General features: G+C 64.8%; 23 protein-coding genes. 11 read left to right on the forward strand and 12 right to left on the reverse strand.

Translation table 11 applies throughout. The features are described 5' to 3' along the window. The 3 genes from AC1DIO_RS16185 to gltX form a co-directional block, all read right to left on the reverse strand. On the reverse strand, nucleotides 1-993 hold the full coding sequence (locus tag AC1DIO_RS16185) for a Bug family tripartite tricarboxylate transporter substrate binding protein (RefSeq protein ID WP_476775406.1): 993 nt from the start codon (nucleotides 991-993) through the stop codon (nucleotides 1-3). Between the two features lie 125 nt (nucleotides 994-1118). Beyond that, the gene (gltA, locus tag AC1DIO_RS16190; RefSeq protein WP_476853688.1) at nucleotides 1119-2408 is read right to left on the reverse strand and encodes a citrate synthase; all 1290 of its coding nucleotides are present in this window, start codon (nucleotides 2406-2408) and stop codon (nucleotides 1119-1121) included. Between the two features lie 269 nt (nucleotides 2409-2677). Next, nucleotides 2678-4096 (reverse strand): glutamate--tRNA ligase, encoded by a 1419-nt coding sequence (gene gltX, locus AC1DIO_RS16195; protein ID WP_441505542.1) that lies wholly within the window; start codon nucleotides 4094-4096, stop codon nucleotides 2678-2680. A 158-nt stretch (nucleotides 4097-4254) separates the two neighbouring features. Between gltX and AC1DIO_RS16200 the strand changes: the two genes are divergently transcribed. After that, the gene (locus tag AC1DIO_RS16200) at nucleotides 4255-5913 is read left to right on the forward strand and encodes a ComEC/Rec2 family competence protein (protein WP_476853689.1); all 1659 of its coding nucleotides are present in this window, start codon (nucleotides 4255-4257) and stop codon (nucleotides 5911-5913) included. A gap of 106 nt (nucleotides 5914-6019) precedes the next feature. Further along, complete coding sequence (locus AC1DIO_RS16205; RefSeq protein WP_476853690.1) at nucleotides 6020-6487, forward strand: hypothetical protein; 468 nt, start codon at nucleotides 6020-6022, stop codon at nucleotides 6485-6487. Here the strand turns inward: AC1DIO_RS16205 and lexA are convergent. The 6 genes from lexA to AC1DIO_RS16235 all read right to left on the reverse strand — a co-directional run bounded on the left by lexA (nucleotide 6481) and on the right by AC1DIO_RS16235 (nucleotide 11421). Continuing rightward, nucleotides 6481-7185, reverse strand: coding sequence for a transcriptional repressor LexA (lexA, locus tag AC1DIO_RS16210; protein ID WP_441505544.1), 705 nt, complete (start codon nucleotides 7183-7185; stop codon nucleotides 6481-6483). The two genes, AC1DIO_RS16205 and lexA, sit on opposite strands and share 7 nt — an antisense overlap. 81 nt (nucleotides 7186-7266) lie before the next feature. Further along, entirely contained in the window at nucleotides 7267-8478 is a 1212-nt protein-coding gene (locus tag AC1DIO_RS16215; protein ID WP_476775404.1) for a molybdopterin molybdotransferase MoeA, read from the reverse strand. Next, on the reverse strand, nucleotides 8475-8963 hold the full coding sequence (gene moaC, locus AC1DIO_RS16220) for a cyclic pyranopterin monophosphate synthase MoaC (protein WP_441505546.1): 489 nt from the start codon (nucleotides 8961-8963) through the stop codon (nucleotides 8475-8477). Before moaC ends, AC1DIO_RS16215 begins: the two co-directional genes overlap by 4 nt. Next, complete coding sequence (trpC, locus tag AC1DIO_RS16225; protein ID WP_476775403.1) at nucleotides 8960-9769, reverse strand: indole-3-glycerol phosphate synthase TrpC; 810 nt, start codon at nucleotides 9767-9769, stop codon at nucleotides 8960-8962. The genes moaC and trpC overlap by 4 nt, the downstream gene beginning before the upstream one ends. Nucleotides 9770-9776: 7 nt before the next feature. Continuing rightward, entirely contained in the window at nucleotides 9777-10790 is a 1014-nt protein-coding gene (trpD, locus tag AC1DIO_RS16230; protein ID WP_476853691.1) for an anthranilate phosphoribosyltransferase, read from the reverse strand. 13 nt (nucleotides 10791-10803) lie between these two features. Then, nucleotides 10804-11421 carry an anthranilate synthase component II gene (locus tag AC1DIO_RS16235; RefSeq protein WP_476775401.1) on the reverse strand — a complete coding sequence of 206 codons (618 nt, stop codon included), beginning with the start codon at nucleotides 11419-11421 and terminating at the stop codon, nucleotides 10804-10806. A gap of 177 nt (nucleotides 11422-11598) precedes the next feature. Here AC1DIO_RS16235 and AC1DIO_RS16240 point away from each other — a divergent pair, with 177 nt between their 5' ends. Next, the gene (locus tag AC1DIO_RS16240; RefSeq protein WP_476775400.1) at nucleotides 11599-12807 is read left to right on the forward strand and encodes a patatin-like phospholipase family protein; all 1209 of its coding nucleotides are present in this window, start codon (nucleotides 11599-11601) and stop codon (nucleotides 12805-12807) included. Here AC1DIO_RS16240 and AC1DIO_RS16245 read toward each other — a convergent pair. From AC1DIO_RS16245 to AC1DIO_RS16255, 3 genes are read right to left on the reverse strand one after another with little or no spacing between them, the layout of a single operon-like run. After that, on the reverse strand, nucleotides 12735-13559 hold the full coding sequence (locus tag AC1DIO_RS16245) for a HipA family kinase (RefSeq protein WP_476775399.1): 825 nt from the start codon (nucleotides 13557-13559) through the stop codon (nucleotides 12735-12737). The two genes, AC1DIO_RS16240 and AC1DIO_RS16245, sit on opposite strands and share 73 nt — an antisense overlap. Then, a complete protein-coding gene (gene trpE / locus AC1DIO_RS16250; protein WP_441505552.1) occupies nucleotides 13559-15073 on the reverse strand; it encodes an anthranilate synthase component I in 1515 nt (504 codons plus the stop codon). Before trpE ends, AC1DIO_RS16245 begins: the two co-directional genes overlap by 1 nt. Further along, nucleotides 15073-16989, reverse strand: a complete 1917-nt coding sequence (locus tag AC1DIO_RS16255; protein ID WP_441505553.1) for a peptidylprolyl isomerase — start codon at nucleotides 16987-16989, stop codon at nucleotides 15073-15075. Before AC1DIO_RS16255 ends, trpE begins: the two co-directional genes overlap by 1 nt. 171 nt (nucleotides 16990-17160) lie before the next feature. On the opposite strand from AC1DIO_RS16255, the gene tpiA reads away from it, so the two are divergent. The 8 genes from tpiA to AC1DIO_RS16295 all read left to right on the forward strand — a co-directional run bounded on the left by tpiA (nucleotide 17161) and on the right by AC1DIO_RS16295 (nucleotide 23973). After that, nucleotides 17161-17925 carry a triose-phosphate isomerase gene (tpiA, locus tag AC1DIO_RS16260; RefSeq protein ID WP_476853692.1) on the forward strand — a complete coding sequence of 255 codons (765 nt, stop codon included), beginning with the start codon at nucleotides 17161-17163 and terminating at the stop codon, nucleotides 17923-17925. A 159-nt stretch (nucleotides 17926-18084) separates the two neighbouring features. Beyond that, nucleotides 18085-18486, forward strand: a complete 402-nt coding sequence (gene secG, locus AC1DIO_RS16265) for a preprotein translocase subunit SecG (protein ID WP_441491803.1) — start codon at nucleotides 18085-18087, stop codon at nucleotides 18484-18486. A gap of 157 nt (nucleotides 18487-18643) precedes the next feature. Further along, nucleotides 18644-20272: a CTP synthase gene (locus AC1DIO_RS16270; RefSeq protein WP_476853693.1), complete on the forward strand. Its 1629-nt coding sequence runs from the start codon at nucleotides 18644-18646 to the stop codon at nucleotides 20270-20272. A gap of 115 nt (nucleotides 20273-20387) precedes the next feature. Further along, a complete protein-coding gene (locus AC1DIO_RS16275) occupies nucleotides 20388-20789 on the forward strand; it encodes a DUF350 domain-containing protein (RefSeq protein ID WP_476775398.1) in 402 nt (133 codons plus the stop codon). 12 nt (nucleotides 20790-20801) lie between these two features. Further along, nucleotides 20802-21413 (forward strand): DUF1190 domain-containing protein, encoded by a 612-nt coding sequence (locus AC1DIO_RS16280; protein ID WP_476775397.1) that lies wholly within the window; start codon nucleotides 20802-20804, stop codon nucleotides 21411-21413. A 1-nt stretch (nucleotide 21414) separates the two neighbouring features. Continuing rightward, complete coding sequence (locus AC1DIO_RS16285; protein WP_441491799.1) at nucleotides 21415-22581, forward strand: glutathionylspermidine synthase family protein; 1167 nt, start codon at nucleotides 21415-21417, stop codon at nucleotides 22579-22581. A 73-nt stretch (nucleotides 22582-22654) separates the two neighbouring features. Next, nucleotides 22655-23530 carry a VOC family protein gene (locus AC1DIO_RS16290; RefSeq protein ID WP_441491798.1) on the forward strand — a complete coding sequence of 292 codons (876 nt, stop codon included), beginning with the start codon at nucleotides 22655-22657 and terminating at the stop codon, nucleotides 23528-23530. A gap of 38 nt (nucleotides 23531-23568) precedes the next feature. After that, a complete protein-coding gene (locus tag AC1DIO_RS16295; RefSeq protein ID WP_441491797.1) occupies nucleotides 23569-23973 on the forward strand; it encodes a DUF350 domain-containing protein in 405 nt (134 codons plus the stop codon). The last annotated feature ends 26 nt before the right edge of the window (nucleotides 23974-23999 follow it).

Here is a 23999-nt window from a genome sequence, read left to right on the forward strand (position 1 = left end):
TCATTCAAGCGCCGCACCGGATGCCTTGGCGATGGGCCCCCATTTCGCGAATTCGACTTTGACGTGTTCGCCCAGCGCCTCCGGTGTCGAGCCGACGATGACGGCACTGACATCGTTCAGGCGCTGCTTCACATTGGGGTCTGTCAGGGCCTTGTTGGCTTCGGCGTTCAGGCGCTCAACGACTGCCCTTGGCATATTCGCCGGGCCAAACAGCGCGTTCCACGTATAGGTTTCATAGCCGGCAAGACCGCCTTCGGCGATGGTCGGTATCTCCGGGAATGAGGGCACGCGCTCCTTCGTGGTAACGCCGATCGCGCGGAGCTGGCCGCTGCGAATGAACTGCGCGGAGGAGGGCAGGTTGTCGAACATGATCGGCACGGCGCCAGCCACGACATCGTTCAGAGCCGGGCCAGCGCCGCGATAGGGCACATGGTTCATGCTCACGCCGCCCAGCGACTTGAACAGCTCGCCCGAAAGATGCAGCGGCGTACCCACTCCCGATGAGGCGTAGGAGTATTTGCCGGGATTGTCCTTCAGGACCTTGACGACCTCCTGGACCGTCTTGGCCGGAAAGCTCGGGTGCACGACCATGACGTTGGGCACCACGGCCAGCAGGGAGATCGGCGTGAAATCCTTGACCGGATCGAACGTCACCACCTTGAGGATCGCGGGATTGAGGGCATGGGTCGAGATCGTGCCCATCAGCACCGTGTAACCGTCGGGTGCGGCGCGAGCGACCGCGGTCGAGCCGACATTGCCGCCTGCGCCGGCGCGGTTCTCGATCACCACTTGCTGGCCGAGCGAATCCGCCATCTTTGCCCCGACGAGGCGGGCAACGATATCCGTCGAGCCGCCGGCTGCGAACGGCACGACAAGCATGATCGGCCGGGTCGGGAAGTTCTGAGCCCGCGCGGGCCCGCTGCCGGCTACGAGGGCGGATGCCCCGGCCCCAGCGATGAAGGCGCGGCGGTTCGGTGTCGTGAGGCGGTCCATCTGGCGTTTCCCGTCATTGCTCTGCGAAACGCGAGGTTATGGCAGCGCACCATATGATAAACCCCACCGGATTGTTTAATCCGGTGGGGTTCGACCTGCGTCATAAAGACTGTGTCAGATTGTTCTCAGCGACGGCCGATCGGCGTGTAATCGCGCTTCGGCGAGCCGGTATAGAGCTGGCGCGGGCGGCCGATCCGCTGGGACGGATCCTCGATCATTTCCTTCCACTGCGCGATCCAGCCGACGGTGCGGGCGAGTGCGAAGAGCGCGGTGAACATCGAGGTCGGGAAGCCCATCGCCTTCAAGGTGATGCCCGAATAGAAATCGATGTTCGGATAGAGCTTCTTCTCGATGAAGTAGCTGTCGCTGAGCGCGATGCGCTCGAGTTCGATCGCGACATCGAGGAGCGGATCGTCCTTGATGCCGAGCTCGTTCAGCACCTCATGCGTCGTCTTCTGCATGATCTTGGCGCGCGGGTCGTAGTTCTTGTAGACGCGGTGCCCGAAGCCCATCAGGCGGAACGGATCATTCTTGTCCTTCGCCTTGGCGATGTATTTCGGGATGTTGTCGACCGACCCGATCTCCTCGAGCATCTTGAGGGCCGCCTCGTTGGCGCCGCCATGCGCAGGGCCCCAGAGGCAGGCGATGCCGGCTGCGATGCAGGCGAAGGGATTGGCGCCCGAGCAACCGGCAAGACGCACGGTCGAGGTCGAGGCGTTCTGCTCGTGGTCGGCGTGCAGGATGAAGATGCGGTCAAGCGCGCGCGACAGGACCGGATTGACCTTGTACTCCTCCGCCGGCACCGCGAAGCACATGCGCAGGAAATTCGATGTGTAGTCCAGCGAGTTCAGCGGATACACGAAGGGCTGGCCGATCGTGTACTTGAAGGCCATCGCAGCCAGCGTCGGCAGCTTGGCGATCATCCGCATCGACGCGATCATGCGCTGCTGCGGGTCCGAGATGTCGGTCGAGTCGTGATAGAAGGCCGACATCGCGCCGACCGAGGCCACCAGCACCGCCATCGGATGMGCATCGCGTCGGAAGCCCTGGAAGAAGCGGGCCATCTGCTCGTGCACCATGGTGTGGCGCGTCACGCGGTAGTCGAAATCCGCCTTCTGCGCCGCGGTCGGCAGGTCTCCGTAAAGCAAGAGATAGCAGGTCTCGAGAAAGTCGCCATGCTCGGCAAGCTGCTCGATTGGATAGCCGCGATGGAGCAGAACGCCCTCGTCGCCATCGATATAGGTGATCTCCGACTCGCAGCTCGCGGTCGAGGTGAAGCCGGGGTCATAGGTGAACATCCCGGTTTGTGCGTAGAGCTTGCTGATGTCGATGACGGATGGGCCGATCGATCCGGTCTTGACCGTCAGGTCGACGGTCTTGCCGTCCACACTCAGCTGGCTGTTGGTTCCGCTCATCGATACCGATCCTTTCAGGCTCGCTGCTGATCAATCTTCGTTCCATCCGAGCCGGCACGAATGGGTGCCGGAACGGCAATCATCATCCGAGTGGCTCTGCGTAACGGCCATGTGACGGGATTGCAGGCAAAGGAAGGTACATCCGACTGATATTAAAGCAATATTCATACCGGGGCGCCGCTTCGGACACCCTCGGCATATGCGGCGTCACTAGCCCATTTGCCCTTGGGGTTCAACCAATCACAAAGGCGGGGCTGCCCCGCCTTTGATCACGTTTGATCGCTGAGACGAGCGAGCGTTTCCTCGCGGCCGAGCACCGCCATCACATCGAACAGGCCGGGCGACTGGCTCCGTCCGGTGAGTGCGGCCCGCAGCGGCTGCGCCACCTGTCCGAGCTTGAGGGCATGTTCTTCGGCGAAGGCCCGGACCGCGGCCTCGAGCGGAGCCGGTGTCCAGTCGTTCACCGCGGCAAGCTTCTCTGCCAGGCTGGGCATGCGCTGGCGGGCGCCCTCGTCGAGCAGCGTCGCCGCCTTCTGATCGAGTGCGAGCGGACGCTTGGCAAAAAGATAGGAGGCGCTGTCGAGCAGCTCGATCAGCGTCTTGGCTCGCTCCTTCAATCCCGGCATCGCAGCAAGAAGCTTGGCTTCGAGAGCCGGATCGAGCTCGGGGCCGAGGCCGTGCGCGGGGCCGATTTCCGGCAAGATGCTCTTCAGTGCATCAAGCAGGTCACGGTCATCGGACTGGCGCATGTAGAGCCCGTTCAGGCTCTCCAGCTTCGCGTAGTCGAAGCGTGCCGGGGAACGGCCGATCGAGGAAAGATTGAACAGCGAGACCATCTCTTCGGTCGAGAAGATCTCCTGGTCGCCATGGCTCCAGCCCAGCCGGAGGAGGTAGTTGCGCAGGGCCACCGGCAGATAGCCCATGGAGCGATAGGCATCGACACCGAGCGCACCATGGCGCTTGGAGAGCTTCGCGCCGTCCGCCCCATGGATCAGCGGGATATGCGACATGCTCGGCACGCGCCAGCCCATCGCCTGGTAGATCTGGGTCTGGCGGGCGGCGTTGGTGAGATGGTCGTCGCCACGGATGACATGGGTCACGGCCATGTCATGGTCGTCCACGACGACAGCGAGCATATAGGTCGGGTTGCCGTCGGAACGCAGCAGCACGAGGTCGTCGAGATTCTCGTTCTGCCAGACGACGCGGCCCTGCACCTCGTCCTCGACCACCGTCTCTCCGGTCTGCGGCGCGCGCAGGCGGATGACCGGCTTCACGCCGGCCGGCGCGGTTGCCGGATCGCGATCGCGCCAGCGTCCGTCATAGCGCATGGGACGGCCCTCGGCGCGCGCCTTCTCGCGCATCTCCTCGAGTTCCTGCGGTGTCGCATAGCAATAATAGGCCTTGCCGGCGGCGAGCATCTGCTCGGCGACCTCGCGGTGCCGGGCCGCACGGGCGAACTGGTAGACGGTCTCGCCGTCCCAATCGAGGCCAAGCCAGGACAGGCCGTCGAGAATCGCCGCGATGGCCGGCTCGGTCGAGCGTTCGCGGTCGGTGTCCTCGATGCGCAGCAGCATCTTGCCGCCATGGCGACGGGCATAGAGCCAGTTGAACAGCGCGGTACGCGCGCCGCCGATATGCAGGAATCCGGTTGGAGACGGCGCGAAGCGCGTAACGACCGCATCACTCATGAAAGGCAGGCTCCGGCAGGACGGGAAATGAGGCCGACAGAGCGGCAGAGGAACAAGACGTCGAAGGGACATGACAACCGACGCCGCCCCTGTAACATGCTGATGGGGCCGACGTTAAGCGCAAGATCGCATCTGGTTGGCTGACCGAGGGACGGCCTATGCGCGAGGCGCCGCCAGACCCGAGCCGGCTGCGCGGCGCGCGTGTTCGCGCCGTACCATTCCGCATTCCCGAGATATGGTTTCAGGACGCTGCCATTCGGTTGTTTCTCGCCGAATGGCGCGCGCGCTTCCTGGGCGCCATCGCGATCGAGGCCGGACGAAGAAGGCTGTTTCTCTGGCTGCCGGTGCTGATGGGAGCCGGCATTCTGCTCTATTTCGCGGCTGATCGCGAGCCATCCTTCTGGGTCCCGCTCTCCGGCTTTGGCGTCTCCGCTGCGATGGCAGCGCTGTCGCGCGCCCGACGCCCGGTCATGCTCGCTTGCGTCGGCCTTGCTGCCATCTTCGCCGGCTTTGGTGCCGCGGCCTGGCGCACGGCGACGATCGCAGCACCGATGCTCGATCGAATGCGCGTGGGACAACTCACCGGCTTTGTCGAATCGGTCGAGGCGCGCGACGCCGGCGCGCGCCTCGTGATCCTGGTGACCGGCATTGCCGGGGTGGAGCCTGAACGCCTGCCACGGCGGGTTCGGGTCAACGTCAAAGGTGGTTCGGTTTCGCCGGGCGATCACATCGCTGCCGTCGCGCGCCTCCTGCCGCCGCCCGGTCCAGTGCGACCAGGTGGCTACGACTTCGGGCGCGACGCCTTCTTCCGAGGGCTTGGTGCAGTCGGGACCATCCCCGGAAAGATCACGCTCGCCCCACCACCCTTGCAGCCACCGCTCGAGCTTCAGATACGCGCGACGGTCGACCGGGCGCGCAATGCCCTGACGGAGCGCATCGCCGGGATCGGGGGAGGGCAGGCTGGCGCGATGGCGGCGTCGTTGGTTACTGGCAAGCGCGGCCTCATCACGGAGGCGACCAATATCGACCTCCGCGCGGCCGGAATCTATCATATCATCTCGATCTCGGGCCTTCACATGGTGCTGGCCTCCGCCACGATCTTCGGCCTGGTCCGTGGCCTGCTGGCGCTATCGCAAACGCTGGCATTGCGCTGGCCCATAAAGAAACTCGCCGCCCTGGCCGCGATGCTCGGCGCCACGGCTTATTGCATCTTCTCGGGAGCCGAGGTCGCGACGGTGCGCTCGCTGATCATGACATTGGTCATGCTCGGTGCGATTCTCGTCGATCGCCCGGCGCTCAGCATGCGCAATCTGGCTCTCGCTGCGATGATCGTTCTGCTGCGCGAGCCTGACGCGCTGCTTGGTCCAAGCTTCCAGATGTCCTTTGGCGCTGTCGCGGCGCTGATCGCCTTTGCCGAGCGCTGGGAGGATCGCGGCCACTCCGAGGCGCCGGCGAACCTGCCTTGGCCGCTACGGCCGATCTGGATCGCGGTGGTCGGGCTCACGGTCACGACCGTGCTGGCGACGGTCGCAACCGCACCGTTCGGTGCCTATCACTTCCAGACCTTCAACCCCTTCGGTCTGCTCGGCAATGCGCTCGCCTTGCCCTTCGTTTCCCTGATCGTCATGCCTGCCGCTGTCTTCGGCGTGCTCGCCTATCCCTTCGGCCTGGATTGGCCGGCTTGGGCGCTCATGGGAGTCGCTTCGGACTATGTGCTGCAATCCGCGCGCTGGGTTGCGGGATTCGACCACTCCGCGGTGATCATTCCTGCATTCGGGGCCGCGGCGCTCGCATGCTTTGCCGCTGCGCTTCTCTGAATCACGCTCTGGACGACACCGCTGCGCTTCCTGGCCGTCGCCCCCCTGATCGCGGGACTGCTCGTGGCAGCGAAGCCCGACAGGCCCGACATCCTGATCGAACGCGATGGTTCCGGCATCCTGGTCCGCGGGGGCGATGGTCATCCTGGCGGGGCAACCGAGCCGCTTCGTGCTGCAGCAATGGCTGAACGCAGATGGCGATAATCGCCGGACTGACGACAACAGCCTGCGGGAAGGCGCGGCCTGCGACACGTTGGGTTGTGTCGTCCGCAGCAAGGATGGACGAAGCGTTGCCTTTGCACGTGATCGCCTGGCCATCGTCGAGGACTGTCGGCGCGCCGATCTCGTCATCACGCCGATTCCGTGGAACGCTCCGTGCGCAGCACGACTGATCGACCGCAGGGCATTGTCGCGCGATGGCGCGACCGCCCTTGTCGGCAACAAGGGCGGCTGGCGCGCCCATCTATCAGAGCAGGATGGTGTCGATCGTCCCTGGAGCCGCAAGCGGGAGCGGCCTGCAAGCACGCCGGCTTTGCCGCTGGCGGCTGTCGAAGAACACGAGCCGCTTCAGTAGCGCCGCATCAGGTTGACCAGGCGGCCCTGAATCTTGACGCGGTCCGGTCCCAGCACCCTTGTCTCATAGGCGGGATTGGCAGCCTCGAGCGCGATCGAGGAGCCGCGCTTGCGCAGTCGCTTCAGCGTTGCTTCCTCGTCATCGATCAGAGCCACGACGATATCCCCGGTATTGGCCGTGTCCTGACGCTTGATCACCACCGTATCGCCGTCGAGAATGCCGGCTTCCACCATCGAGTCGCCGCGAACCTCGAGGGCAAAATGTTCACCGGGGCCAAGCATGTCGGCAGGCAGTGCCACGGTATGGCTGCGGCTCTGGATGGCGGAAATCGGTGTACCGGCGGCAATCCGCCCCATGACCGGAATCGCAACCGTGGAGCGCACATCTTCGTCCGGGGGCGGTGCGATCGGCCGGACCTTGCCAAGCCCCCCTTGGACGACGGAGGGGCTGAACCGTCCGCGCGTCGCCTGAGGGCCGCCGGCCCCTTCGGGCAGCTTTATGATCTCCAGCGCTCGGGCTCGATTGGGAAGGCGGCGAATGAACCCGCGCTCCTCCAGCGCCATGATCAGGCGATGGATACCGGACTTGGAGCGCAGATCGAGCGCGTCCTTCATCTCGTCGAAGGAGGGGGGCACCCCTGTCTCGCGCAGGCGTTCCTGGATGAAACGAAGCAGTTCGAACTGTTTGCGTGTCAGCATGGTTCCCGCCGGCGCTCTTTGTATGGAATCGAAACAAAGCACGAACACCATACAGGTTCGCGTTGTGTTCCGCAAGCGCGCTCAGCGTAGGCGGATGATCCGGCAGTTGTCGCCTTTGTTTGCCGGCGCAGCAAACGATTCGCGAATGAGTAGCGCGTCGGCGCGGGCAAGAGTGGCCAGCATCGACGAATCCTGCTTGGCGAAGGGCGTTGCCAGCCATCCTTCCGGAGTGAGCGTCAGTTCCGACCTCATATAGTCTCGCCGCTCATCATTTGCCGGCAAATTTCTTCCGACGATTGCAGGCTCACTCAGATCGCGCTCCGGTTCCGGTACGCCCAGGAGGGTCCTGAGCAGGGGCACGACGAAGAGATGTCCGCAAACGATGGACGAGACGGGGTTTCCGGGCAGGCCGAGCGCGACCATGCGGCCGAGGCGGCCCATCATCATCGGCTTGCCCGGCCGCATGGCGATCTTCCAGAAGCCGAGCGCCATGCCTTGACCGATCAACGCTGCCTGGACGAGATCGTGCTCACCTACCGAGGCTCCTCCGAGGGTGATCAGCACATCGGCATCGGCCTTCCGTGCCTGGCCAATCTTGTCGGCGAGATCGGCATGATCATCGCGGGCAATCCCGAGATCGAGCGCCGTGCCGCCGGCCTGCTCGACCAGCGCGGCGAGCGCAAAACTGTTGGACGCGACGATCTGGTCGGGTCCAACCGGCTCGCCGGGCTGGACCAGTTCGTCGCCAGTCGCGAGGATCGCGACCAGTGGCTTCCGACGCACAGTGAGCATGGGGTGGCCCATGGCTGCCGCGAGGCCGAGGCTCGCACTGTCGAGCCGGCTGCCGGCGAGAAGCAACACCTCGCCCTCGGAGAAGTCCAATCCTGCCTGACGAACGAACTTGCCGCGCTCGGCGTCCTCGCGCACGCGGATCGTCGCAGTGCCGACGCCGTCCGCATTCTCCTGAATCAAGATCGTATCGGCGCCCTCCGGAATCGGAGCACCGGTGAAGATGCGAACAGCCTCATTGGAGCGGACCATCCCTGAGAAGGAACGACCGGCAGCCGATTCGCCGATGACACGCAATTCATTTGCCGGCGCAATATCGTCTGCGCGAACGGCGTATCCGTCCATTGCGGAGTTGGCAAAGGGGGGCTGGGTCCGAAGCGCCTGCAGGTCGGCGGCGAGCACGCGCCCTACGCATTGTGCGAGTGGCAGGGTTTCTGATGGTGTCGGTGCCGGAACGCTGTCGATTAGCGCCTTCAGGGCGACGGGGACGGGCGTGAGGCTCATCGCGCAGTTTCCGGGAGATCGAAGGTGCCGGATTTTCCACCTGACTTGTGGACGAGCCTGATGCCTTCGATCCGCATCGCCCGGTCGACCGCCTTGACCATGTCGTAAACTGTGAGGCAGGCGACGCCGACAGCGGTCAACGCCTCCATCTCGACGCCGGTCTGTCCCTTCATCTTGACCTCAGCGCTCACGCGCACCCCGGGCAATGTCTCGTCCAGGGTGAGGTCGACGCTGATCTTGCTGATCAGCAGCGGGTGACAGAGCGGGATCAGTTCATGCGTGCGCTTGGCGGCCATGATTCCAGCCAGGCGCGCCGTGCCAAGCACGTCGCCCTTCTTGGCGTCGCCATCGCGCACGATCGCCAGGGTCCCGGGCTGCATGACGACACAGCCCTCGGCGACAGCGATGCGCGAGGTCTCCTCCTTGTCGCCAACATCGACCATATGGGCCTGGCCGCTGGCGTCGAGATGGCTGAGCTTGCTCATGCTGCGCTGCGCGCAGAACCGGTCAGGAGATCACGGGTCGCAGCGGCGACATCGTCCTGCCGCATCAGGCTCTCGCCGACGAGGAAGGTGTTGACGCCGGCGCGCTGCAACCGTGCGATGTCGGCATGACTGAAGATGCCGCTCTCGCCAACGATGATGCGGTCCGCGGGGACGCGCGGTGCAAGTCTCTCGGTGACGGCGAGATCGACGGCAAAGCTGCGAAGGTCGCGATTGTTGATGCCGAGCAAGGGGCTGTCGAGCTCGAGGGCGCGATCGAGCTCAGCTTCGTTGTGAACCTCGACCAGCACGTCGATGCCGAGTGACTTTGCCGCCTCGTTCAGCGCGCGGGCTGTCCCGTCATCGACGCCGGCCATGATGATCAGGATACAGTCGGCGCCCCAGGCGCGAGCCTCGAAGACCTGATAGGGGTCATAGAGGAAATCCTTGCGCAGGGCGGGCAGGCCGCTTGCCATGCGCGCCTGCTGCAGGAATTCCGGCTGTCCCTGGAAAGAGGGGGCATCGGTCAGTACGGACAGGCAGGCCGCGCCGCCATCGGCATAGGCGCGTGCCAGCGATGGCGGGTCGAAATCGGCGCGGATCAGCCCCTTGGACGGGCTGGCCTTCTTGATCTCAGCGATCAATGCAGGCTTGCCGGCCGCGTGTTTCGCGGCAAGAGCGGCCGTGAAGCCACGCACGGGGCCGGCAGCCAGGGCGCGCTGCTCGATCTCAGCCTGGGAAACCGCGGCCTTGGCAGCGGCGATCTCCTGGCGCTTATAGGCCTCGATGCGGGCGAGGATGTCGCTCATGACGTCCTCACGCGTTCGAGCTGGCGATAAGTGCGGTCAGCGTCGCCTTGGCCTTGCCGCTGTCGATCGCCGAGGTCGCGCGGGTGAGGCCGTCGCGCAGATCACCGGCCTGACCGGCCACGACGAGCGCGGCGGCGGCATTGAAGGCCGCGATATCGCGGAAGGGCGTCTTCTTGCCGTCGAGAACCGCGCGGAGCGCCTCGGCATTCTGCGCCGGTTCACCGCCGCGCAGATCCTCGGGCTTTGCACGGGCCAGGCCGACATCGTCCGGGCTGATMGAGAAACTCTCGATCTTGCCCTTTTCGAGCGCGACGACGCGGGTCGGCMCGGTGGTGGTGATCTCGTCAAGGCCGTCAGAGCCGTTCACGGCCCAGATGCGGTCGGAGCCCAGAGCAGACAGCACGCGCACCATCGGCTCGAGCCAGGTCTCTGAGAAGGCGCCGACGAGCTGCCTCTTGACACCGGCCGGGTTGGAGAGCGGCCCGAGCAGGTTGAAGATGGTGCGGGTGCCGAGTTCTGTGCGCACCGGTGCTACATGCCGCATCGAGGCGTGATGGGTCGGCGCGAACATGAAGCCGACGCCGGCCTCGGCGATGCAGCGCTCCGTGCCCGCGGGCTCGAGCCCCACCTTGACGCCGAGCGCGGTGAGCACGTCGGCCGCTCCGGAACGTGACGAGGCGGCGCGATTGCCATGCTTGGCGACCGGCACGCCGCAGGAAGCAGTGATGATCGCGGCCAGCGTCGAGACGTTATAGGAGCCCGAAGCGTCGCCGCCGGTTCCGACGATGTCGATCGCGCCGGCCGGTGCTTTTACCGGCAGCATCTTGCCGCGCATGGCGCTGACCGCGCCGGCGATCTCCTCGACGGTCTCGCCACGGACGCGCAGCGCCATCAAGAAGGCGGCCGCCTGCGCATTGGTGACCTCGCCGGACAGGATGGTGTCAAAGGCATCGCGCGCCTCCTCGCGGGAGAGTGAGGCGCCGGTCGCCACCTTGGCGATGAAGGGTTTGAAATCGTCCATGGGTTCTTCGACGTCAGGCTGTTTCGGAAAGGGCGGCACGGTCCTGTGTCTGCGACCATCGTTCCGCCAGGCCGAGGAAATTGCGCAGGATCGTCGCACCCTGTTCGGAGGCGATGCTCTCGGGGTGAAACTGTACGCCATGCACCGGCAGGGAGCGGTGCGAGAGCGCCATGATTTGCCCGTCTTCCGTCGTGGCTTCGATCTCGAGTTCGGTCGGGCAGCTTTCTCGTGCCACGATGAGCGAGTGATAGCGCGTCGCCTGGATCGGCCCGTTGATGCCGTGAAAGAGGCCGCGGGCGTGATGGCCAATGGTCGAGATCTTGCCGTGCATCGGCAGCGGCGCGCGCACGATCTCGCCACCGAAGGCCTGACCGATGGTCTGCAGGCCGAGGCAAACGCCAAAGATCGGCTTCCTGTCGGCACCCTGGCGTACGAGGTCAAGGCAGATGCCGGCCTCGTTGGGGGTGCAGGGGCCTGGCGACAATACGATTGCGTCATGCCCTCCCCCCAGCGCCTCTTCGACGGCAAGGGCATCGTTGCGGCGAACCTCGACCTCCGCCCCAAGCCCGCCGATCAGGTGGACAAGGTTCCAGGTGAAGCTGTCGTAATTGTCGATCAGCAGGATACGCATTGCCGCTAACGAGATCTCCGGTCGCGATGATGGCAAGGTGGTCATGCCCGTTCGGGGGGCAAGTGGTCAAGTTATTGTCGGATCGTGGCTCCATCGCGATTGCGCTCGCAGCTCCGCTGGCGACAAGATGGCGGTGAAGAGACCGCGCAATCTTGCAGGGGCGTTCGGGTGTGGGGCATGGCGATGTTGCGTCGGGCCAAGGCGATCAGGCACGTGCTGCTGGCCTCCGCGCTGCTCGGCCTGGCTGCATGCAATTCCGGGGAACGACCGCAAGCTCTGCCCGCGGAAGGCCTGTCGACAGCCGAGGTCGCCGGATTCGGCACGATCCGCTTCTGGGGGGATGCGGTCGTCCCCACCACAAGCAAATATGTCGATATCCAATACCGGCAGATCGCCGCTTCGGGCTGTGGCAAATGCCAGGCGGCCGCAACATTTCTTGCGATTTCAGGTGGGAGCGGAGAGGGGGCCTATGGCGCGGGTTTCCTGAAGGGCTGGAGCGCGCGCGGCGACAGGCCTCAATTCGAGGTCGTCACCGGGGTCAGTACTGGCTCGCTCGCTGCGCCCTTTGCGTTCCTCGGCTCGCACTATGACGGCGCCCTGGAGGAGATCTATACGCGCTACGGCGATAACGAGCTCTTTCGCAGCAAGGGAGTCCTCGGACTGTTTGGCGAGTCCCTCTACGACACGACGCCACTGCGCCACCTGGTCGAACGCTATGCGACCGAGCAATTGCTCGATGAAATCGCTGCCGAGCACCGCAAGGGCCGCCGTTTATTGGTCCAGACCACCAATCTCGATGCTCAGCGGCCAGTGATCTGGGACGTGGGCAGCATTGCCGCGAGTCAGCGGCCCGACCGGCAGAAGCTCTTTGTCGATATTCTGCTTGCTTCGGCAGCCATACCGGCGGTCTTTCCGGCCGTGCGCCTCAATGTCGAGAGCAACGGCAAGGTCTTCGACGAGCTTCACGTCGACGGCGGTGTCACCTCGCAGATCTTCTTTGCCCCACCGGGGCTCGATCTCAACGGGGCTGCCCGGCGCAATCTCGGTCAGGAACGCAGTCTCTCGCTCTATGTCATTCGCAACGGCAAGCTGGAGCCGGAATACAAGGCCAGCACCCAGACGGTGGCGGGGTTGGCCACACGCTCGATCTCGACGCTGGTGAAATACCAAGCGCTCGCCAATATCGCAGCGATCTCGGAGATGGCGAAGCGAATGCACGCGCGCTTCTCCTTCACCGCCATTCCCAAGAGCTTTCAAGGCAATCAGCGCTCCGAATTCGATACGGAGTACATGAAAGCCCTGTTCCAGCGCGGCTATGAGGAAGGTCGTAGCGGCAAGGCCTGGGAGACACAGCCGCCGCTCTCGCCGACGCTGGCCTCTCGCTGATCGCCAGCCTCTAGCGCCCCGTCGGTGCATAGGGCGTTCCAGTGCCGGATATAGGTCGCAAGCGCGTTGGCGATGACTGGGACCTCGCGTCCCGCGGCGTCGATCCAGGCCGACGGTGCTTCTGCCAGCCAGGAAATCGGCAGGTCGGGATCGAGTGCCTTGCCCTTGCTCGCCGTCATCATACCTGCCAGGAGATGTGTGCGTGGAAGTGCGAAGCTGGCGGGCAGGCGGCCGGCCAGTGCCCTGTCGAAATAGAGACAGGCGTCGAAATCGATCGCGTGCAGCGTACCGCCGGCCCCGCGCAGGAGATTCGGATTCGAGCGCGGCCGGTCGACATTGTGCAGGAAGCAATCCGCCTCCGCGATCGCCAGGAGACTCGCCGCATCGTCGGGGCCAAGGTCCGCGGCTGCGACCGGCGCGGTGTTCGGGATGAAAGCAACGCCGAGATTCCAGCCAAAGCTGCGCTGGATCATCTCGTCGAATTCGTCGGTGCCGACCATCCATGGGAAGCTGTGCGGCAGCAGCAGTGGTTTGGCATCGGGGACCGGTGCGCCGAGCAGCTTCGCGAAGCGCAGGGCAAGGAGCTCGATCAGCAGGCCACGAGGCCCTGGCCCGGCGCCGGCGAGCTTCAGGACATGCAGCCTGCCGTCGGTCGTCCGAACCAGGCAGGGGCGTGTGCTCGCATCACTGAAGACCCGCAGGATTTCGACGACCGTAACGGCTTCGTCATCCCGGGGCTCCGGCGAGGCCACTATTGTCCCCGGCCAGCGCGCGCCGCGAACCGGATTGCTTCCTCCGCTGCCTTGAACAGGGCCTTGGCCTTGTTGATGCATTCGAGCTGTTCGGAGGCCGGGTTCGAATCATAGACGATGCCGGCGCCGGCCTGGACATGCATGCGGCCGTCCTTCACCACGGCGGTGCGCAGCACGATGCAGGTGTCCATTTCGCCATTGGCACCGAAATAGCCGATGCAGCCGCCATAGGCGCCGCGTGCGTCATGTTCCATCTCATCGATGATCTCCATGGCACGCACCTTCGGCGCTCCGGAGACGGTGCCGGCCGGGAAGCCCGCGGCGAGTGCGGCCAGCGCATCATGCTGCGGGTCGATCGCTCCCTCGACATTGGAAACGATGTGCATGACCTGGCTGTAACGTTCGATGAAGAAGGAATCGGTGACCTTGACCGAGCCGATCCGTGCAACGCGGCCGACGTCGTTGCGGCCAAGATCGAGCAGCATCAGATGCTCGGCCCGTTCCTTGGGGTCGGCCAGCAGTTCCTCGGCGAGCGCCGCATCCTCTTCGGTCGTCGCGCCGCGCCGCCGCGTGCCGGCGATCGGCCGGATGGTGACGGTATCGTCGCGCAACCGTACCAGGATCTCGGGGCTCGAACAGACGATCTGAAAATCAGCGAAGTCGAGATAGCACAGGAACGGCGCCGGGTTGACGCGCCGCAGCGCCCGGTAAAGCGCAAAGGAGGGCAGGGCGAAGGGCGCCTCGAAACGCTGCGACAGCACGACCTGGAAGATGTCGCCGGCGCGGATATAGTCCTGCGCCCGCGCCACCATGGCGTGAAACTCGGCCTCGGTCGTGTTGGAAACGATGTCGGGCTGCGGCAGCGCGGCGATATCGATGTCGGCTTCCGGGGGGAGAGGACCCTCGAGGATATCCGTGACCCGGTCGAGCCGCTCCTGGGCCCGATCGTGGGCGACGCGTGCGGCAACGCCCGGTTGCTGGCGGACGGGCGTCACGAGATGGATCTCGTCGCGCACGGAATCGAACACCACCATCAGGGTGGGGCGGGTCAGGATCGCGTCGGGGACGCCGGTCCCGGTGTCCTTTGGCTGCGGCAGTCGCTCCATCAGCCGCACCATGTCGTAGCCGAGATAGCCGAAGACGCCGGCCGCCATCGGTGGCAGGCCATCCTCGTCGGGGATAGCGCTCTCGCCGAGCAGAGCCCGCAGGCTCTCGAAGGCGGGGCGCGGATCGGCGACGAAGGCCTCGCCCAAAGCCGGTCGGCAAAGCGAAGCCTCACCGCGATGGCAGCGCCAGATCACATCCGGCTCGATGCCGATCATCGAATAACGCCCGCGTACGGCGCCGCCCTCGACCGATTCGAGCAGGAAACTTGGGCCGGACGTGGCGTGCCTCAGCTTCATGAAGGCGGCGACGGGCGTCTCGCAATCACCGACCAGGACGCGCCGCAGAAGCTGCGGCGCTCCCGCGTCATACGCCTCCGCAAAGGAGGACAGATCGGAGGGCGCAGACATCAGTTCTGCGCGCCGCCGGTGGCGTTCCGGAAGGCCGTCTCGTTGACCGTGACGCCGAGGTTGCTCTGCAGTTTCGCGACATACTGCGCGAGGATATCCTCGCTGACGCTGGAGCCGAGCAGGCGGGCAAAATTCTCCGCCTCCTGCGTCGTCCGGGCATAGGGCGGTACCGTCGCCGAAACGACCTTGAAGAGGACGCGCCCGCTGTCGTCTGCGCCCAGCGCCGAGTTGCTCTTGCCGACAGGCGTTCCGAAGATCAGGCTGATGACATTGGCGGGCAGCTCCGGCTTCTGGTCCTGCCGGCCGAGCTCCGCCGCCTGTTCGACAACCAGGCCGGCCGAGGCGGCCACGGCATCGAAGGCCTCGCCGGAATCAAGACGCTGCACCAGTTCGCGGGCCTTGGCCGAGAGCTTGCTCGCCACCTCGTCTGCCCGCCATTGACGCTCGACCTCGCCCTTGACCTCGTCAAAGGTCCGCTCGCGCGAGGGGTCGATCTTGGTCACATCGAACCAGACATAGCCCGTGTCGCGCGGCAGGCGAATGGCCTCGTTATCGACGCCGATATCCGAGCGGAAGATGGCGGGAAGCGTGGCGTCGCCGCCGGGCAGGGGCTGTGCCTGCGTGCCGTCCGGCTTGCCCAGGCTGGCATCGACCGGGCCGACCGTCAGCAGGGGCAGATTGAACTCGCGTGCGATCTCGGCAAGCGGCTTGGCCGCGGCCCGTTGGTCCTCGATCCGGTCATGCAGGTCCGTGAGCTGGCTCGTGGCCTTGCTGGTCGCGACGTCCTTGCGCACCTCGGCAGCAACCTCCTCAAAGGGCCGGATATGCTCGAGTTCGATCGTCGGGACGCGGAGGAGCACCGAGCCGAAGGCGCTGGCGACCGGAGCGCTGACGGCTCCCTGGGCAAGCGCGAACGCGGCCTCGCGCACGGCCGGATCGAAGACCTGATTGCGCGTGAAGGTGCCTAGCGTCAGGTCCTTCTCGGCGACATTGCGCGCGGCGGCGATCGCCTCGAACGCTTCGCCGGCATCGATCTTCGCCTTGGCGGCCTGCGCCTCCTCGGCATTCGGGAAGGTGATCTGCTGGATCGTGCGCTTCTCGGGGGAACCAAAGCGCTGCGCCTTGACCTGCTCATAACGGGCCTTGGCCTCTTCGTCGGTGACCTTGCTCGGGTCGGCCAAAGCTTCGGTCGAGATCGTCAGCACGTTGGCGCTACGGAACTCGGGAGCCCGGAAACTCGCCTTGCGTTCGTCGAAATAGCCCTTGAGCTGAGCTTCGGTCGGTGCGGCGATCTCACCGGCGGCGGCCGGCGGCAGCTTGGCGAATGTCACTGCGCGGCGCTCGTTGCGCAGGCGATGTCCCAGTTCCTGCAGCGCGACCGGAGCGGTCACGCCGCCGACCACCATCTCGGCGATCTGTTGGCGCAGGATCGTGGCGCGCTGCTCGCGCACATAATTCTGTTCGTTGAGCCCGTTCGAGCGCAGCAATTCGTTGAAGCGGGCCGGCGAGAAGTTGCCGGAGGCATCGCGGAAGACCGGGTCCTGGAAGATCAGGTTGCGGATGGTCTCGTCGGAGACCGCAAGCCGCATCCGGCTCGCGGTCTGATCGAGCACAGCCTCCGTCACGAGGCGCGAGAGCACCTGGCGGTCGAGCCCCAGCGCGCGCGCCATTTCGGGAGTAATCGAGCGGCGCTGCTGGCGCGTCAGGTTCTGGACTTCGTTCTGATAGGCCACGCGCATCTGCTCGAGGCCGATCTCGGTCTTCCCGACCTGAGCGACAGAGTTGCGTCCATACCCCCGGAAGATGTCGCCGATGCCCCAGATCGCGAAGGACAGGATCAGAAATCCGAACATCACTGTGATGATGAGCTTGCCAATGAGGCCCTGACCCGCCTTGCGGATGCGATTCATCATCATGGGGTCGTTCTTTCCCTCTCCGGCCGCATCGCTGCGACGCGAGCCTTCGCGTTTTGTGGCGCTGCTTATAGGAACCGATCACGCTGCCCGCAATCTTCACCGTGGTCTTGCCGGCTGATTGCGGCGCGTTGCGGGCGTTGGTAGAGCCCGGAGCGAGAGAAGAGGAGAAAAATGGTGACGCGCAGCATCAAGCCGTTGGTGGCAGGCAATTGGAAGATGAACGGGCTCAAGGCCGAGCTTGCCATCGCAGCCGAGGTAGCCAGGGGCTATGACCGGGAGCTGAAACACGCTGTCGATCTCGCCATCTGCCCACCGGCGACGTTGCTCTTTGCCATGACGGCAGCCCTGACCGGCTCGCGTATTGCCTCGGGCGGACAGGATTGCAGTGAGCAGGAAAGCGGCGCGTTCACCGGGGAGGTCTCCGCCGCCATGCTCGCCGATGCCGGCGCCGGCTATGCCATCGTCGGTCATTCCGAGCGCCGCACCCTCCACGGCGAGACCAATCCGGTCGTCAAGGCCAAGGCCGAAGCGGCGCAGCGCGCCCTGCTGGTCCCGATCGTCTGCGTCGGCGAGACGCAGGCCGAGCGCGCAGCCGGCAAGGCGCTTGCCGTGGTCAGGAAACAGCTTCGCGGCTCGGTCCCCGATGCGTCGACGCCCTCGACCCTCGTCATCGCCTACGAACCGGTCTGGGCTATCGGCACCGGGCTGACCCCGACCGCCGCCGACGTCGCCGAGATGCACGAGGCGATCCGGAGCGAACTCGGCAAGCTCCTGGGCCAGGCGGCGGCCGCTGGTGTGCGCTTGCTCTATGGCGGATCGGTCAAACCGTCCAACGCGGCCGAACTGATGAATGTCCCCCATGTCGACGGTGCGCTCGTCGGCGGCGCCAGTCTCAAGGCCGAGGACTTCCTCGGCATCGCACGCGCCTGCCGCTGATCCATGCCGTCGCGTTGACGGCGGCATTGCACGAATGACGCAATTGCCGGGTGGTGCACCCGGCAACTGCATGCTATGTGCGCCGCCGAGCCCGCAATTGGCGGACATGCGGCGCGGGGCACCTTGTGGCGGCCCGCGTCATACCTATTTCGTGGGATCATGCAGAACGTTCTCATCGTCATCCATCTGATCATCGTGATCGCGCTCGTCGGCGTGGTCCTGCTGCAGCGTTCCGAGGGCGGCGGCCTGGGCATGGGTTCGGGCGGTGGCGGTGGTGTCGGCGGCTTCATGACCGGCCGCGGCCAGGCCAATGCCCTGACCCGCGCGACGGCTATCCTTGCCGGGCTCTTCTTCCTGACCTCGATCGCTCTGGCGATCATGGCGACCCATGGGCGGACGCAGCGCTCGATCATCGACGGCGCGCCGGGAACGACTGCTCCCGCGGCACCGAACGGTCCAAGCGCTCCCAACGCCGCAGGCGGCGTGCTCGACCAGTTGCGCCAGATGCAGAATCAGGGCGGCTCACAACCGCCGACACCGCCGGCAGCGCCGCAGCAGTGACGAGGACAGGGCAGGGGCCGGGAAACCGGCCCTTCTCTTTTGGGGAAGAGCTGGCGGAAGTCCGGCCCTTCTCCGTTGTGGACAAGCATAAACAGCAGGGCGGGTCTGCAACGGCGCGCTTAGCGAATCGAAACCCTGGCGTTAAAGGTGATCTCCCATGACGCGGTACGTTTTCATCACCGGCGGCGTGGTATCCTCGCTTGGCAAAGGCCTCGCGGCGGCGGCTCTCGCAGCTCTCCTGCAGGCACGTGGCTATACGGTCCGTCTGCGCAAGCTTGATCCCTATCTCAATGTCGATCCGGGCACGATGAGCCCGTATCAGCATGGCGAGGTCTTCGTCACGGATGACGGGGCCGAGACCGATCTCGATCTCGGGCATTACGAGCGCTTCACCGGCAGGCCCTGCAACAAGGGCGACAACATCACCACCGGCCGCATCTATATGGACATCCTGACCAAGGAGCGCCGGGGTGACTATCTCGGTGCGACGATCCAGGTCGTTCCGCACGTCACCAATGCCATCAAGGAATTCGTCCTCACCGGCAATGAAGACTATGACTTCACGCTGGTCGAGATCGGCGGCACGGTCGGCGACATCGAGAGCCTGCCCTTCCTCGAATCCATTCGCCAGATCAGCCAGCAGCTGCCGCGCGGCCAGTGCATCTTCACGCATCTGACGCTGCTGCCCTATATCCCGACGGCCGGAGAGCTGAAGACGAAGCCGACCCAGCATTCGGTTGCGGAGCTGCGTTCGATCGGCATTCAGGCCGATATCCTGCTCTGCCGCACCGACCGCGAGATCCCGCGCGAGGAACGCCGCAAGCTCGCTTTGTTCTGCAATGTCCGCGAAACCGCGGTGATCGAGGCGCGGGACGTTGCTTCGATCTATGACGTGCCGCTGTCCTATCATGCCGAAGGGCTCGACACCGAGGTTCTGGCGGCGTTCGGCCTGGACGCCGGCGAAGCGCCCGATCTGAGCAACTGGCGGCGCATTTCCGAGCGCGTGAAGAATCCCGAGGGCGAAGTCACGATCGCCATCGTCGGCAAATACACCGGCATGAAGGACGCCTATAAGTCCCTCATCGAGGCCCTGATGCACGGCGGCATCGCCAACCGGGTCAAGGTCAATCTCGACTGGATCGAATCGGAGGTCTTCGAGAAGGAAGACCCGGCTMCCTTCCTGGAGCATGTCCACGGCATCCTGGTTCCCGGCGGGTTCGGACATCGCGGTGCCGAGGGCAAGATCAAGGCGGCGACCTTCGCCAGGCAGCGCAAGGTTCCCTATTTCGGCATCTGCTTCGGCATGCAGATGGCGGTGATCGAGGCGGCCCGTTCGCTCGCTCAGATCGAGAAGGCCAATTCGACCGAGTTCGGCCCCACCGAGGAGCCTGTCGTCGGCCTGATGACCGAATGGATGCGCGGCAACGATCTCGAGATGCGTGCGGCCGGTGGCGATCTGGGCGGCACGATGCGGCTCGGCGCCTACGCCTCCAAGCTGGCCCCTGGCTCAAAGATCGCCGAGATTTACGGTTCGACCGAGATTTCCGAGCGCCATCGCCACCGCTACGAGGTCAACATGGGCTATCGCGAGCGGCTTGAGGCAAATGGCCTGAAGTTCTGCGGTGTTTCGCCAGACGGGCTTCTGCCCGAGACGGTCGAATATCCCGACCATCCCTGGTTCATCGGCGTGCAGTATCATCCCGAGCTGAAGTCGCGGCCATTCGAGCCTCACCCGCTTTTCGCCAGCTTCGTCGAGGCGGCGGTGGTGCAGAGCCGCCTGGTCTGATCCGAACCGGGCGGCGCGAGCTGCCCGCCTGATCAAGTGCCTGGATACCTCCGACAAGCCGCTGGTGCAGCCGCGCTGGCGGCTTATAGTCGCGTTGCGACTCGGGGGGAGCGACATGGCGGTCTCGATGGCCGGTTTGCCGGCTTTTTTGCTGTATTTCGTGGTCGGATCGGCGCTGATCACGGGTTTCGCTCTCATCTATATGCGATTGACCGCGCATGACGAAATMGCACTGATCCGGGCAGGCAATCTCTCCGCTGCGATAGCACTAGGCGGCAATCTCGCCGGCTTCTCGATCCCGCTCGAAAGGGCGATCGCTCAGGCGAGCAGCATTGCGGACTGCGTGCTCTGGGCGCTTGCCGCGATGCTGATCCAGTTCGCGGCCTATGGGCTCGCCCGCGTCCTGATCCCTGACCTCTCGAAGAAGATCCAGGAGGATCGCCTCCCGTCCGCCGCAATGCTGGCGGTGATCGCGGTGATCAGCGGCACGCTGGCGGCCGCCAGCATGACGGTTTGAGGGGAGGCGGTCATGAAACGCTCCTCGCAGATCGGATTGGCCGCAGTGGGGGTGGTGCTGGTCGCGATAGCGTGGCCGCGCTCGGAAGACGATGTGGAGGATACCCTCGTTTATAACTCGCTCGCCGATTGTCGCGCCGCCGGGCAGATGTCCGGCAGCCAATGTGAGCAGCGCTTCAACGAAGCCTCCGCAAATCAACTCCGCGACGCGAAGAAGTTCACCAGCACCAGCGCATGCGAAGCCGAGTATGGCTCCGGCTCCTGTCAGAGCGCGGTTTGGAACGGCGCGCAGGCCGTTGTTCCGGCGCTTGCCGGAATCATGCTCGCGCGCAGCTTCGCGCAGAGCGGTGGTGGTGCAGCCCAGCCGCTCCTGCCGCCGACGCGTCAGGCCTGCCCGACTGGCAGTGTGGCCGAGGAATGTCAGCAGGCCCTGTCCTCGTCGTCATCGTCCTCCGGAGGGGGAGGCGGCCGAGTCGGAAGTTCACGCGCCTATTCGACAACCGCGGGACAGGCGCTGGTCGCGCGCAATGTCTCGTCGACCGGGGTCGCCAGCATGCCAAGCGCTGCCTCCCGCGGCGGTTTCGGCTCGACCTCCCGCTCCTACAGTTCCTCCTCGTCGTCCTGAGATGCGGCGGGTTGAACTCTCACCTCGTCGGGATTGGCAGGCTCAGGTCGAGCGTCTGGGCTTCGCTTTCCACACGCTCGACGGCGAGACCTATTGGGACGAGAGCGCTGCCTACGCCTTTACGCTCGAGGAGATCGAGCGCGATATCGAAGCGCCGACAGGCGAGATCGAACAGCTTTGTTTCGCTTTCGTCGAACGCGCGATCGCCGACGAGGAGATCCTGACCCGGCTCGCAATTCCGCCGCCGCATTGGCCACTGATCCGCGACAGCTGGCAGCGCGGCGATCGCAACCTCTACGGCCGGCTCGATCTTGCCTATTACGGCAGCGGGCCGGCCAAGCTGCTGGAATACAACGCGGATACGCCCACCGCACTGTTCGAATCGAGCGTCGTTCAATGGGACTGGCTTGAGCAGGCCATGGCACGGGGTGCCCTCCCGCCGGATAGCGATCAGTTCAACTCGCTGCACGAACGGCTGATCGCGGCCTTTGCTGCCCTGCGCGAGCCATCGCCCTATCGACTGCATCTGACTTGCGTCCAGAACAGCAATGAAGACAAGGGCACCGTCGACTATCTCAAGGATTGTGCCGTGCAGGCCGGCCTCGACGCGCGTTTCACCTTCATCGAGGAGATCGGACTGCTTCCCGACGGACGGTTCTGCGACGGAGCCAATCTGCCGATCGAGACACTGTTCAAGCTCTATCCCTGGGAGTGGCTCTTCCGAGAGAGCTACGCGGATGCTCTGGCCGGCTCGCGCTGCCAGTTCATCGAGCCGCCCTGGAAGGCCCTTCTCTCCAACAAGGGCCTGCTTGCCTGCCTCTGGCAAATGGAGCCCGGCCACCCGAATCTGCTGCCCGCCTTCTTCGAGGGCGATCCGCGTTGCGCGGAGCTCAATCCCCGCTATGTCCGCAAGCCTCTCTATTCGCGCGAGGGCGCCAACATCACGCTGGTCGAACGCGGAACGGTGCTAGACAGCGATGACGGTCCCTATGGGGCGGAGGGTTTCATCCTTCAGGATGCCGCGGCGCTTGCCTCCTTCGCCGGGTATCATGCCGTGCTGGGTTCATGGCTCGTCGCCTCGCAGCCTTGCGGGCTGTGCATCCGGGAGGATGTGACGCCGATCACCAAGAATACGTCGCGCTTCGTGCCGCATTACATCGAGCCGTGACCGCTTCGGCAAAGCTTGCTACAGCCGGCGCCTGAGACCGCAACGCGCGGCCTGAGCAACGGCGATTCGCGACATGTCCCAGCCCAATCGGCCACGTGGCCTCGATCATCTCGTCATCGGCGTGCGTGACCTCGATGCTGCCGGCCAACTCTATGCGAAGATGGGCTTCAGGGTTGGAGCCCGCAATCGACATCCCTGGGGCACGGAGAACCGCATCGTCCAGTTTCCGGGGGCCTTCCTGGAGCTGATCACGATCGGCGACTCCGGGGCCATTCCACCCCATGCCCATCGGCGCTTTTCCTTCGGAGCCTTCGTCCGCGATCAGCTCGCCCGAGCAGAAGGCCTGTCGATGCTGGTTCTCGAAAGTCGCGATGCGAAGGCGGATGCGCAGATTTTCGAAGCAGCCGGCATCGGCGACTACGAGCCGTTTCTCTTTGAGCGTCAGGCGCGCAGTCCTGATGGCAACGAGGTCCGTGTCGCCTTTTCGCTGGCCTTTGCCCGCAACGCATCGGCGCCCGCTTGCGGTTTCTTCGTCTGCCAGCAGCACGAGCCGCAGAATTTCTGGAATCCGGCCTTTCAGCAGCATCAGAACGGCGTACAGGCATTGGCCTCTGCCGTCATGGTCGCGGAGAACCCGACCGACCACCACGTTTTCCTTTCGGCCTACACTGGCGAGCGCAGTCTGAAATCCAATTCGCTCGGCATCAGCGCTGCCCTTCCGCGCGGCCGCGTCGATATTCTGACGCCGCATGCCGCCTACCAGCTCTTCGGCGTCGAGGAGGGGAGAAAGGATCCGCATTTCGCCGGATTCGCGGTCGCGGTGAAGGATCTCGATGGGGTGCGTGGGGTTCTGGACGCGGCTGAGGTCGAGTGGCGACAGATCGGTGGTCGCATCGTCGTGCCGGCCAGCACCGCCATGGGTTGCATGGTTGCGTTCGAGGCGAACTGAAGCGCAGGATCGCGCACAGAATCACTTAGGGGATGACGATGCTCGGCCAAGCTTTGGCGCGACTGCCGGATTTTGCACTTTTCTTTTCAGCGTCGCTCGGGCTCGTCGCCGTTTATCTGCTGATCTACACCCTGGCGACCTCGCATAATGAATTCGGCCTGATCCGCCGCAACAACGTCGCTGCGGCACTCTCGCTGGGGCTGAGTCTCACGGGTTTTGCTCTGCCGCTGTCGAGCGCCGTGGTCCATGCAACGACGATCATCGACCTCGTGGTCTGGGGCATTGTCGCCCTCGTGGTGCAATTGCTGGTCTATTTCCTGGTCAGGCTCGTGCTGCCCAACCTGTCAGCGCGGATCGCTGCCGGTGAGCTGGCCGCCGCACTGTTCCTGGGTGCCGCCTCGCTTGCGGCCGGCGTCATCAACGCGGCGACGATGACTTTCTAGCATATCAGACCGGATTTTATATCCAG

It is taken from the genome of Allobosea sp. 05T439 (assembly GCF_056396005.1).

What these genes read in the sequence shown, in the direction of transcription:
- AC1DIO_RS16280 (WP_476775397.1), top strand. Translation starts at nt 20,802, where the DNA reads ATGAAACGCTCCTCGCAGATCGGATTGGCCGCAGTGGGGGTGGTGCTG.
- AC1DIO_RS16185 (WP_476775406.1), bottom strand. Translation starts at nt 993, where the DNA reads ATGGACCGCCTCACGACACCGAACCGCCGCGCCTTCATCGCTGGGGCC.
- AC1DIO_RS16255 (WP_441505553.1), bottom strand. Translation starts at nt 16,989, where the DNA reads ATGATGATGAATCGCATCCGCAAGGCGGGTCAGGGCCTCATTGGCAAG.
- AC1DIO_RS16205 (WP_476853690.1), top strand. Translation starts at nt 6,020, where the DNA reads ATGGTTCCGGCATCCTGGTCCGCGGGGGCGATGGTCATCCTGGCGGGG.
- secG (WP_441491803.1), top strand. Translation starts at nt 18,085, where the DNA reads ATGCAGAACGTTCTCATCGTCATCCATCTGATCATCGTGATCGCGCTC.
- lexA (WP_441505544.1), bottom strand. Translation starts at nt 7,185, where the DNA reads ATGCTGACACGCAAACAGTTCGAACTGCTTCGTTTCATCCAGGAACGC.
- gltX (WP_441505542.1), bottom strand. Translation starts at nt 4,096, where the DNA reads ATGAGTGATGCGGTCGTTACGCGCTTCGCGCCGTCTCCAACCGGATTC.
- AC1DIO_RS16285 (WP_441491799.1), top strand. Translation starts at nt 21,415, where the DNA reads ATGCGGCGGGTTGAACTCTCACCTCGTCGGGATTGGCAGGCTCAGGTC.
- AC1DIO_RS16290 (WP_441491798.1), top strand. Translation starts at nt 22,655, where the DNA reads ATGTCCCAGCCCAATCGGCCACGTGGCCTCGATCATCTCGTCATCGGC.
- AC1DIO_RS16200 (WP_476853689.1), top strand. Translation starts at nt 4,255, where the DNA reads ATGCGCGAGGCGCCGCCAGACCCGAGCCGGCTGCGCGGCGCGCGTGTT.
- AC1DIO_RS16215 (WP_476775404.1), bottom strand. Translation starts at nt 8,478, where the DNA reads ATGAGCCTCACGCCCGTCCCCGTCGCCCTGAAGGCGCTAATCGACAGC.
- AC1DIO_RS16295 (WP_441491797.1), top strand. Translation starts at nt 23,569, where the DNA reads ATGCTCGGCCAAGCTTTGGCGCGACTGCCGGATTTTGCACTTTTCTTT.
- tpiA (WP_476853692.1), top strand. Translation starts at nt 17,161, where the DNA reads ATGGTGACGCGCAGCATCAAGCCGTTGGTGGCAGGCAATTGGAAGATG.
- AC1DIO_RS16240 (WP_476775400.1), top strand. Translation starts at nt 11,599, where the DNA reads ATGGCGATGTTGCGTCGGGCCAAGGCGATCAGGCACGTGCTGCTGGCC.
- AC1DIO_RS16235 (WP_476775401.1), bottom strand. Translation starts at nt 11,421, where the DNA reads ATGCGTATCCTGCTGATCGACAATTACGACAGCTTCACCTGGAACCTT.
- trpE (WP_441505552.1), bottom strand. Translation starts at nt 15,073, where the DNA reads ATGTCTGCGCCCTCCGATCTGTCCTCCTTTGCGGAGGCGTATGACGCG.
- moaC (WP_441505546.1), bottom strand. Translation starts at nt 8,963, where the DNA reads ATGAGCAAGCTCAGCCATCTCGACGCCAGCGGCCAGGCCCATATGGTC.
- trpC (WP_476775403.1), bottom strand. Translation starts at nt 9,769, where the DNA reads ATGAGCGACATCCTCGCCCGCATCGAGGCCTATAAGCGCCAGGAGATC.